The following is a 10,970-nucleotide window of genomic DNA, read 5'->3' on the forward strand; positions in this document are numbered from 1 at the left end:
GTCGATGATATCGCCCTGTCGGTCCTGGCCACGGTGATCGGACATCAGCGGGAGAAAGGCTGGATACTGGTCGATGCCGGCTGGATGGCGATGCCGCAGGATCGCGGAACCTCCAAACAGCCGGTCAGCCAGGGCTATGGTCTGGTCTGTGACAGCAGCGGCAGGCCCTATGGCGATATCATCCTGGCGGATGCCAATCAGGAACATGGGATCGTGACGGTTCGGCCCGGCTCCGGGGCGACGCTGCCCGACCTGAAGATCGGTGATCGTGTGCGCATCCTGCCCAACCATGCCTGCGCCACCGGTGCGCAGCATGCCAGCTACCGCGTCGTCCACGGCACATCGGATATTGTCGACGCCAACTGGCAGCGGTTCGGAGGCTGGTGATGAGCAGCATCGAACCCGTGTTCACCGAAGCTGCACCAGCGCCGGCAGGGCACTATGTGCAAGGCATGCGGGCAGGGGACACACTCTATATCTCCGGGCAATTGCCCATCCGGCCGGATGGGCAGCCCTTGACTGACCCTGGCTTTGACGCACAGGCCCGGCAGGCCATCGCCAATATGCTGGCGATCCTGAATGCCGCCGGAGGCACGCCCGCAAATCTGGTCCGCGTAACCGCCTATATCGTTGGGGTCGCGAACTGGCCGGAATTCAACCGCATCTATGCGGAGATGCTGCCTGATGCGCGACCGGCCCGGACCGTCGTGCCGGTGCCAGAGCTTCATTATGGCTTCCTGGTGGAAATCGATGCCGTGGCGCATGTGCCGGCGGTCCCCTGATCCAACGCACGAATGTGGGAACGACAAACGATGACGAGCAGTACCGAATGCCCTTCCTTCCTCAATCTGGGGGTTATGGCCGAACAGCTTGCGGCGGCTGCCGGACCGGATCCGTTCGGGACGGGGGCACGCATTCTGCCCGTGCGCGCCGGCCCCTGTGAGATTTTCACCACGTCGATTGCCGCCGGATCGGGTGAGCATGTGGAAGATCGTGGTGACACGTGGATATTCGCCAGCCGTGGAGCGCTCACCCTCGTCACCGGCTCCCATGAAGCCGTGATCGAACCCGGAAGCAGTGCGGTAATTGCAAAGGGCACCGCGTTTCGCTGGCGCGCCGCGCAGCCGGTGACCCTGATCGGCATGCGTTATCTGGAGGCTGTCGACGGGGATGGCGGAATCAGTGTCATCGACAACGCGGCCCCGCTGTCTCCTTCCAATCCGCCGGCCGATGATGTGCTGATCGGCGAAAGGCCAGCCTGCCGCTCAAACAACGTTTTCCGTTCGGCCAGCGGGGAGTTCCTGTGCGGCACCTGGGATTCCACGCCCTATCAACGTGTTCCGATCTTTTTCCGTCACAGCGAGTTGATGCATCTTCTGGAAGGGGAGGTGTCATTCACAGACGAGGCCGGGCGCACGGGAACGTTCCGAAAGGGCGATACCCTTATCATCGAGCAGGGTGCCCGGTGCAGTTGGGCCAGCTTCGTGCCTGTGGCCAAGATCTACGCGCTTTACAAACCGGCACAATGACGGGCCGCGCCGCCGGCATGGCAGACTGAATTATCCGCACCTGAGGTTTCATCATGGTTCCCGTTGTTCGATCCGTTGCCAGCGACGAAGCGCTTCCGCCGTCAGCCGATGTCGTGGTGATCGGCGGCGGTATTGTCGGCACCGCCTCGGCCTATTATCTGGCCAGGCGCGGCCTGTCCGTCGCCCTGCTGGAAAAGGGTCACATCGCCTGCGAGCAGTCGAGCCGGACGTGGGGCTGGTGCCGGCAGCAGAACCGCGATCCCCGCGAAATGCCCCTGTCGCTCCTGTCGATGTCGCTCTGGGACGGTTTGGCGGGGGAGATTGGCCAGGACCTGGGCTTTCGTCGCACCGGTTTGGTCTATGCGACCGACGATGCCGCCATGCTGGCCTCCTGGGAAGCCTGGGGGAAGACGACAGCGCGGGAATTCGGTGTCGAAACCTACATGCTGAACGGCGCACAGGCGGCGCAGCGTATCCCGGAAACCCGCCGCAAATGGCTGGGCGGCCTGCATTCCGTCACGGACGGAAAGGCCGAGCCCGCCTGGGCCGCGCCGGCGCTGGCCGAGGGCGCGCGTGCCTTGGGCGCCACCGTTCACCAGAACTGCGCGGTACGTGGCCTGGACATCACCAATGGCCGGGTTTCGGGGGTCCATACCGAAAAGGGCAGTATCCGGGCGAATGCGGTTCTGTGCGCGGCGGGGGCGTGGGCGTCGACCTTCCTGGCGCGCCATGGCGTGGTGTTCCCCCAGGCCAGCGTGCGCCAGACGGCGATAAGGACCAAGCCAACCCGGAATGTCGGCGACGTGATCTATTGCCCGGATCTGGCCATGACGCGGCGCCTGGACGGCAGCTACACCCTGGCCATAAGCGGGCGCGCCACGCTGGAACTGACGGCACAGGGCATGCGGTTCGCACGCGGCTTCCTGCCACAATTCCTGAAGCGGCTGAAGGCGGTGCAGATCGGGGTCGGTGAATCCTTGTTCACCGGCCCTGAATCCCTTTCATCCTGGCTGGGACGCGATGAAACGATGTTCGAACGCCATCGCATCCTGGATCCGGCCCCCAACGGGCGGCTGGTGCGGACGATCATGGACAATGTCAGGGGCACCTTTCCCGATTTGGCCGGGATGGAGATCGACCACGCCTGGGGTGCCTATGTCGACTGCACGCCAGATGCCGTACCGGTTGTATCCGGGATCGATACGGTCGGCGGCCTGTTCCTGGCGGCCGGCTGTTCGGGGCATGGGTTCGGTCTTGGGCCGGGCATCGGCTATCTGGCGGCACAACTGGTCACCAATGAAAAGCCGGTGATCGATCCCACACATTTCAACCTTTCGCGGCTGATCGATGGTTCCGCCATCAAGGTCGGCGCGCTTTAGGGGGCATGACCAGAGAGCACCGTTACGGGTGCGCAATGGCAGGAGGTACGGATGAGTACGATTGCTGTGACCGCTTCCCGGCAATACCAGCCCGGTATGACGGCAACGGTTGCCAAAATCGCCGGCGGGCGCCTGCGCAGCATCGATGCGCTGCGCGGCTTCGTCATGGTGCTGATGCTGCTGGACCATGTCCGGGAGACGTGGTTCCTGCATGTCGATGTCGCCGATCCGGTGGATGCCAGGACCATCATGCCGGCCCTGTTCTTCGCCCGGCTGGCCGCCAGCCTGTGCGCGCCGATCTTCGTGGCGCTGACGGGTCTCGGCGTCTTTCTCTACAGCCGCAATCACACGCCGCAGGAGACATCATCCTATCTCCTGAAACGCGGTCTGCTGCTGATGGCGATCGAGGTGTTTTTCCTGTCGCCGATCTATTGGGGGATCGCGCAGCCGACCTTGTGGCTGCAGGTCATCTGGTGCATCGGGGTCTGCATGATCGTGCTGGCCGGTCTTTTCCGGCTGCCCCTGGCCACGCTTATCGTGCTGGGCCTGGTGATCGTCGCAGGCCATAATCTGCTCGATCCCATTCGTCTGGCCCCGGACGCGCCGTTCCATACGCTGTGGGCCCTGCTGCATCAGCGTGACCTCATCGCCTTGCCGTTTGGTCTGATGGCGAAAACCAGCTATCCCGTACTGGCCTGGATCGGTGTGATCCTGCTGGGCTTTGGCATCGGCCCCTGGTTCCTGCCGCATATTGCGCCCCAGACCCGTCAGCGCCGTCTGCTGCTGCTGGGTGTCGGCATGATCGCCTTGTTCATCGGCCTGCGGCTGCTGAACATCTATGGCGACAAGCCCTGGTTCATCGTGGCGGATGATCCGGCGCGGACGGCGATGAGCTTCCTGTCATTGACCAAATATCCGCCATCTCTGGACTTCCTGCTCTTCACCCTGGGTGTCGGATCGCTGCTCCTGGCCTTCTTCGACCGTATCCGCGATGCCGGTGTCACCAGCGCCCTGGCGGTGTTTGGCGGCGCGCCGATGTTCTTCTACATCTTCCATCTGTGCATGCTGCGCCTGCTGTACCATACGGCACTCGCCATCTGGGGACCCACCCAGGGGTCTGTCTTCGGCTTCGACGGCTATGGCTGGGTGTTCGCCTGGTATCTGGGCCTGATCATTCCTTTCTACATCCCGACGGCCTGGTTTTCGCAGCTGAAGGCGCGGCGCAAGGACATTGCCTGGCTCAAATATTTCTGACCGGCCGGGGTGTCTGGCTTGCCCGGAAGAGGAGCATGGTCAAGTGGCGATAAGGAAAATGAGATGACGGCTTTCGCAGTCGATGACGCAATGGCCGCGACGGCATCCCCCAGGCTGGTCGCCCTGACGCCGGACCATCTGCCACAGGCCTTGTCCCTGTCTCTGGCCCTGCAATGGCCCTATCGGCTGGAGGATTGGGCCTTCGCGCTGGCCCTGGGACACGGGATCGCGGTGGAGGTGGGGGGCCGGCTGGTGGGCACGGCGCTCTGGTGGCCCTATGGTGACAGCCACGCATCCGCCGGAATGATCATCGTCGCTCCCTGGGCCCAGCGCCGCGGAATCGGCAGGATGCTGATGGATGAGTTGCTGGGGCAGGCCGGAGGCCGGACAATCATCCTGAACTCCACGCTGGAGGGGCGGTCACTTTATGCGCAGCTTGGCTTTGCGGCCTATGGTGCGATCCACCAGCATCAGGCGGTACTCGCCACCCGGCCTGTCACGGTGGCAGTTTCCGGCACTGTCCGGGATTTCCGGGCCGACGACCGTGCCGCCATCCTTGCCATTGATCGGGCCGCCAGCGGGATGGAGCGTGCGAACATGATCGATGCGTTGTTCCCGATCGCCGCGTTCAGGCTTGTCGAGCGTGAGGGGGCCGTTCGGGCCTATGGCTGTGTCCGTCCCTGGGGCCGGGGCGTCGTCGTCGGGCCGGTGGTGGCGGCCGACCCGGAAGATGCCCGCGCGCTGATTGCGGATCTGATGGCCCCCCATGTCGGGCGCTTTGTCCGCATCGACGTCACTGCTGCCAGTGGCCTGACACCCTGGCTGCTGGGTGTGGGTTTGCCCAAGGTTGGCGACGTTACATCCATGGTGCGTGGACAGCCCCTGCTTGCCGAGGGCGCAGCAACGCTCTTTGCGCTTTCTAACCAGTCACTTGGCTGATCGTGGCGTCCTGCGGTTAGTGTGGTTGAGGAGTTCCGGTGATGAAGATGACCTCCTACTGGCTGGATACGGCCACGCCGTTCGCTGGTGCGATGCCAGGCGGACCTGAGGGTACGGCCGATGTTGCGGTCGTCGGGGCGGGCTTCACGGGCCTGTCGGCGGCTCTGGCTTTGGCCAAGAAGGGAGCGAAGGTTGTCCTGTTGGAGGCTGGCCGCGTTGCCAATGCCGCGTCGGGCCGCAATGGCGGCATGTGCAATAATGGCTTCGCCCAGGACTATTACTCTCTCTCCACAGCGCTGGGCCGGGACCGGGCGAACACCCTGTACCGGGCCTTTGATGCCGGCGTCGATCTGGTTGAAAAGATCATCACGGACGAAGGCATCGATTGCCACTTCCGACGCGTGGGCAAATTGAAGCTTGCCGCTAAGCCGGCCCATTACGACAAGATCGCCCGCTCGCAGGACCTGTTGTCACGCGACGTCGATCCCGACACCCGCATGGTGCCAAGATCGGAAATGCGGGCGGAAATTGGCTCTGATCGCTATTTCGGCGGCATGCTTTTCAAAAAAAGCGCCGGCATGCACATGGGCCAATATGGTCAGGGCCTTGCCGCCGCCGCCGCGCGTCACGGCGCCCGCATTTATGAGAACAACCCCGTCATCGGGCTGCGCCGTGTCGAGGGGCAGGTCCACGAAGTGACCACGCCGCAGGGCAGCCTTCGCGCCAATCAGGTTCTGCTGGCGACCGGCACGTCACGCATCGGGCCGCTTGGCTGGTTCCGGCGGCGGATCATACCGGTCGGGGCCTACATCATCGTGACCGAACCCTTGCCGGTCAGCCTGCTCGACCGGCTGACTCCCAATCGGCGCAACACCACCGACACCCTCAATTTCGTGAACTATTTCCGTGTGCTGCCGGACAACCGACTATTGTTCGGCGGCCGGGCCCGTTTTTCCAGTGCCAGCGATCCGGTGTCGGACGCCAAGAGCGGCGCCATCCTGCGCCGCTCGATGATCGCCCTGTTCCCCGAACTGGCGGATGCCCGCATCGATTATTGCTGGGGCGGCATGGTGGAGATGACGCGCGACCGGCTTCCCCGTGCAGGCGAGCATGATGGCCTGTTCTATTCGATGGGCTATAGCGGGCATGGAACGCACATGGCGACCTATATGGGCGCTGTCATGGCGGAGGTTCTGGACGGCCGTGCCGATCTCAACCCCTGGCGCGGCATGGACTGGCCGGCCATCCCCGGCTATTTCGGCACGCCCTGGTTCCTCCCGATTGTCGGGGCCTATTACCGGTATCAGGATCTGGTGAAATAACGGCGCGAATGATGCGTTCAAAATTTTCCGGAGAGTTGGATCACCTCCCTCCGGCGGCACTCCCCGATGGTCCTTGGTGGACAGCGGCGTGGCATGGGCGAAGCCGTGCGCCGCCATGAACCCGGCATGGGCATATGCGGCTGGCACGGCGGTGTTGCCGAAGGTCAGATCGCGGGACGCGCAGGCATCCAGTCCCATATGGCTCATCGCAGTTCCTTCAAGGTCGGGGTTGCGGGATGAAGGGCCTTATCCAGCGTCCTGGGGCCCATCCAGCACCATGGCGGCGGCGGGGGTGGTACGGGGCAGGATCTGATAGGGCATCTGCTGTTCGGCCGGAACGGGGGCTGTCCGGCGGGTGCGCAGCAGCGCGAAGGCCAGGGTGGTGGCAGCGACCAGCGCGATCAGGGCGAACAGGCCGGCCGGTCCCAGGGCCGCCATGGCCGCCGCCCCGCTGAGCGGTCCCAGAATGGCACCGCCGGAATAGACCATGACCAGGCCGCCTGTGGCCCCGACGCGCGCATCGGTGGTCAATCGGTCGTTGGCATGGGCAACGAATAGCGGGTAGAGCGCGAAGGCCGTGCCACCGAACAGGGCCACCGCCGGTAACAGCAGGGCAGGTATCGCCAACGCGGCCAGGATCAGCAGCAGCGCCAGCACCAGGGTAGCCGCAAGCGTGCCGATGATCACCCGGCGGCGGTCGAACCGGTCGGACAGCAGGCCCAGCGGCCATTGCAGCACCACCCCCCCAAGCACGGCGATGCCGATGAACCGGGATGTCTGCGGCAGATCCATGCCGATGCCGGCGGTAAACAGTCCCCCCAGCGCATAGAAGGCCCCCAGCATGACCCCGGTGGCCAGCGCCCCGGCCACCCCCAGCGGCGATGCCGCATACAAGGTGCCCAACCCCATGGCCCTGCCTTCCGGTAATGGTGGCGGTGGCATACGGGTCAGCGCGATGGGCAACACCGCCAGCGACATCAGGATGGAACCGGCGACCAGCGGCAGCAACGCCTGCGACGTGGCCAGCATCAGGATGGGCTGTCCCGCCGCCTGACCGATATAGAGAACGATCATATAAAGCGCCAGCACGCCCCCCCGCCCCGTGGCCGGGGCGCGGTCGTTCAGCCAGCTTTCCAGGCAGACGAAGATGCCGGCCATGCACAGCCCGTCCAGCAGCCGCAGGCCCGCCCAGAAGGCGGGATGCTGATAGAGCGCATAGGCCAGCAGCGAGGCGGAGAACAGGGAGACGAAGGTGGCAAAGGCCCTTATATGCCCCACGCGCCCGATCAATGTGAAGGCCAGCAGCGACCCCAGGCCCAGCCCGATGAAATAGGCGGTCCCCATCCAGCCGATGGTGACGGGCGATGCCCCGGCCTCTTGCAGGCGCAGGGCGATCAAGGTGGCCACGAAGCCGCTGCCGGCCATGGCCAGGAAGATGGCGGCCAGCAGCGACCGGACGGGACGCCAGCCGGTCATCGTGCGATGGGGGCGGTCATGGTGCCGCCCCGCAATGGTGAGGAAAGGGCGTAACCCACTGCCAGCCCGACCAGCATGCCCGGCATCCCCTCATAGACATCATTGTGCCAGCCCAGCAGCCGCCAGCCCAGGGCCACGGCGACGCCGGCCAGCATCATGGCGATGGAAGCCCGCTGCGACACCCCCCGGCCCAGGGCCAGCAGGATCAGCAGGGGGCCGAAGGCCACGGCCAGGGTCGACCAGGACAGGATGACCAGGCTGAAGACACTTTGCGTGCCGGCCAGCGCGATCAGAAGGGCAAAGCCCGTGACCCCGGCGGTTGCCAGTTTCAAGGCCCAGGGCGCCTCCAGCCGTTCTGGCACCAGATCATGGGTGATGGCGGCCGAGCAGGCCAGGACAAGACTGTCGGCCGTGGACATGGTGGCGGCGAAGATGCCGGCCAGCACCACCCCCACCAGCACCGGCGGCAACAATTCCAGCGCCATGGTCGGCAGGGCCATTTCCGGATCCAGTTCGGCCAGACCCGGCAGGTACAGCCGCGACAGCAGGCCGACCCCGGTGGCCAGCAGATAGAACAGGGTGAAGAAGGAATAATACCAGACGCGGGCCCGCACCATGCCCTCTGGCCGGTCCAGCGCCATGAACCGTACCATGACATGCGGCTGGCCGATGACACTGACGCCCGCGAACATCCAGCCGACGATGAACAGCACCAGACCGGACAGGCCGGGCAACAGCAGGTCTGGCGGGGTCAGCGACAGGAACCCGTCGATGGCCCCCATCTGGGTGATGCTGGCATCCCAGCCGCCCCGCCCATCGACGGCGACCACGAACAGCAGGCCCATGGCCAGCAGCATGACGCTGCTCTGTGCTGCGTCGGTCCAGATGCTGGCGCGGATGCCGCCAGCCAGGCAATAGGCCAGGATCATGGCCGCAACGATCCAGGCGCCCAGGGTCGGCGACCAGTCCAGCACGCCATGCAGGGCCTTGCCGCCCGCCGCGATCTGCGCGGCGGCATAGGCACCCAGGAAGATCACGGTGATGATGGCAGCTATCCGCCGCCACAGCCGCATGTCACCGCCCTGCCATCCGGCCAGCACAGACCCGAAGGAGGCTTCGCCCGTGCGGGCCGTGGCCTCGCGCAGGCGGCCATGGATGAACAGCGAGGCCAGCAGGTCACCCGCGATCCAGCCCAGCATCAGCCAGACCGAAGACAGGCCGACCGTGTAGGTATAGCCGATGACGCCGATGAACATGTAGCCGGAATTGTTCGTCGCCACCGCCGACAGACCGACCAGCCAGGGCGCCACGCTGTTGCTGGCCAGATAATAATCCCGCCGGGTCCGGCGCGACCGGGAAACAGAGAAAAGCCCGATACCCAGGAACAGCAGCAGGAAAGCCACAAAACTGGCGGTGATCATGGGAAGCCCCTTAAAAGGTCAGGCGGCGATTGCGGCCACCGGACGGATGCCGTCCGCTCCGATCAACCCGTCATGCAGGGCCCGCACGGCGCTATCGAAATCAGACCGGGCCACGATGAACTGGACATCGACATTGCGGATCTGATGCTGAATGCCCATGACCGGCACGCCGGCCCCAGCCAGGGCGGCCAGCGCATCGGCCAGCAGGCCCGGACGGTTCAGGTCGCTGCCGATGATGGCGACGATGGAAATGGCGTGGGTAGCCAGGCCGGCGGTGGGAAACCGGGCCTCCAACGCGTCGACCACCTTCTGGACGGCGCTACCGTCGGCCCGCAGATAATGGGTGATGGTGTTGGCATTGCTGGATTTGGCGATGATCCAGGCGCGATGGCGGGTCAGCGCCTCCAGGATGCCGGCGTCGTAGCCTTTCTCCCCCACCATGTCCTGCTCGAAGAACTCCAGCGCCGTGCCGTTGCGCAGGCCGGTGACGATCTCCACTCTTGGGCAATCGGAGATGTAATCGCCGCAGATCAGGGTGCCGTCATCGGTCGGATCGAAGGTGTTCTTCACCCGCAGCCGGATGCCGGCCTGCCGCAGGCCGCGCCCGGCGCGGGGATGGATGGCCTCCATGCCCAGATTGGCCAGCTGATCGGCAACGTCATAGTTGGTGCGGCCGATCTTGCGGGCATTTCCCGGACCCACAAGTTTGGGGTCGGCGCTCGACAGGTGGAATTCCTTATGGATGATGGCTTCCGCGGCTCCGGTCAGCACGGCGATGCGTGAAAAGGTCATCTCCGAATAGCCCCGGTCATAACGGGCCACCATCCCGCCCTGGCACTGGGCATAGCCGGTGATGATGGGCAGGGTGTCCGACAGGTCGATGCCGGCCATGCCATCGGCGATGCGCTGGTCCAGGTCGGGCCGGGCTGTATCGCGCCAGCCGGTCAGGTCGATCATCCGCGCCTTGACGCCGTGGTCGCGCAGCAGCAGGGCGGTATTGTGGGCGCTATGCGCCTCGCCCAGCCCGGCCAGCATTTCCCGCACGGCCGCCAGCGGCTCGGCCAGGCGGAAATGCCCATGGGAGCGCAGCCGGTGCAGATCGTCCAGGCATTGGCGCACACCGTCGATCCGCTCGGCCACGAAGGCGTCGGCCGTGCGTCGGCTGTCGCCTTCTTCGGTGAAAATGGCGGCGTTGCGCGCCCTCATGGCGGTGGCCACCCGATCCAAAGCACGGGTCCAGTCATCCCCGTCGGCGTCCTTGATGAACGCCGCATAGACGCCGGGCTCGCCCGTCTTCTTGTGTTCCAGCAGCAGGTCGGTGATGCCGGCATAGGCGGAAACAACGAAGGCGCGGCCATACAGCGCCGCTCCCTGCCGCCCGCCGATCAGCACATTATCCAGCACGGTCTGTGTGGCGGCGATGGAGGTGCCGCCGATCTTTTCGATCGTGTGCTCCGTCATCACGCGGCACTCCGCGTCAACGGGCCCGGCATGGGGCGGATGGCGGCGATGTCGCGCCGCGCGGCGATGAAGTCCGGGCGGGGGTTCACCTTGCCGAACGGTTCTTGCAAGCGGTTGGACAGCGCATTGTAGACCAGGAAGGCATTGGCCCTGGGCAGGGGGGTGATATTGCCGTTCGACCCGTGCATG

General features: G+C 65.1%; 10 protein-coding genes and 1 pseudogene. 7 read left to right on the plus strand and 4 right to left on the minus strand.

Going from position 1 to position 10,970, the window contains the following annotated elements:
- From KBA48_RS30070 to KBA48_RS30100, 7 genes are all read left to right on the plus strand, one after another.
- Nucleotides 1-387, plus strand: a 387-nt coding sequence (locus KBA48_RS30070; RefSeq protein WP_367273894.1) for an alanine racemase domain-containing protein, incomplete at its 5' end; no start/stop codon positions are given.
- Entirely contained in the window at nt 387-782 is a 396-nt protein-coding gene (locus KBA48_RS30075; protein ID WP_292912375.1) for a RidA family protein, read from the plus strand. The genes KBA48_RS30070 and KBA48_RS30075, both read left to right, overlap by 1 nt.
- A gap of 30 nt (nt 783-812) precedes the next feature.
- Complete coding sequence (locus KBA48_RS30080; protein ID WP_292912376.1) at nt 813-1,529, plus strand: cupin domain-containing protein; 717 nt, start codon at nt 813-815, stop codon at nt 1,527-1,529.
- A 53-nt stretch (nt 1,530-1,582) separates the two neighbouring features.
- A complete protein-coding gene (locus KBA48_RS30085) occupies nt 1,583-2,908 on the plus strand; it encodes an FAD-binding oxidoreductase (protein WP_292912377.1) in 1,326 nt (441 codons plus the stop codon).
- A gap of 51 nt (nt 2,909-2,959) precedes the next feature.
- The gene (locus KBA48_RS30090; protein WP_292912378.1) at nt 2,960-4,162 is read left to right on the plus strand and encodes a DUF1624 domain-containing protein; all 1,203 of its coding nucleotides are present in this window, start codon (nt 2,960-2,962) and stop codon (nt 4,160-4,162) included.
- Nucleotides 4,163-4,225: 63 nt separating this feature from the next.
- Nucleotides 4,226-5,101: a GNAT family N-acetyltransferase gene (locus KBA48_RS30095; RefSeq protein WP_292912379.1), complete on the plus strand. Its 876-nt coding sequence runs from the start codon at nt 4,226-4,228 to the stop codon at nt 5,099-5,101.
- A 41-nt stretch (nt 5,102-5,142) separates the two neighbouring features.
- Entirely contained in the window at nt 5,143-6,423 is a 1,281-nt protein-coding gene (locus KBA48_RS30100) for an FAD-binding oxidoreductase (protein WP_292912380.1), read from the plus strand.
- Between the two features lie 246 nt (nt 6,424-6,669).
- Here the strand turns inward: KBA48_RS30100 and KBA48_RS30105 are convergent, their stop codons facing one another.
- The 4 genes and pseudogenes from KBA48_RS30105 to KBA48_RS30120 all read right to left on the minus strand — a co-directional run.
- Nucleotides 6,670-7,899, minus strand: a complete 1,230-nt coding sequence (locus tag KBA48_RS30105) for an MFS transporter (RefSeq protein ID WP_292912381.1) — start codon at nt 7,897-7,899, stop codon at nt 6,670-6,672.
- Nucleotides 7,896-9,320, minus strand: a complete 1,425-nt coding sequence (locus tag KBA48_RS30110; protein WP_292912382.1) for a sodium/proline symporter — start codon at nt 9,318-9,320, stop codon at nt 7,896-7,898. The genes KBA48_RS30105 and KBA48_RS30110 overlap by 4 nt, the downstream gene beginning before the upstream one ends.
- A gap of 18 nt (nt 9,321-9,338) precedes the next feature.
- On the minus strand, nt 9,339-10,781 hold the full coding sequence (locus KBA48_RS30115) for an aspartate kinase (RefSeq protein WP_292912383.1): 1,443 nt from the start codon (nt 10,779-10,781) through the stop codon (nt 9,339-9,341).
- Nucleotides 10,781-10,970, minus strand: a pseudogene (locus KBA48_RS30120) (ectoine hydroxylase); the annotation flags it as partial. The pseudogene KBA48_RS30120 and the gene KBA48_RS30115, both read right to left, overlap by 1 nt.

Source organism: Niveispirillum sp. (genome assembly GCF_017996735.1).
In the GTDB taxonomy this organism is placed as follows: domain Bacteria; phylum Pseudomonadota; class Alphaproteobacteria; order Azospirillales; family Azospirillaceae; genus Niveispirillum.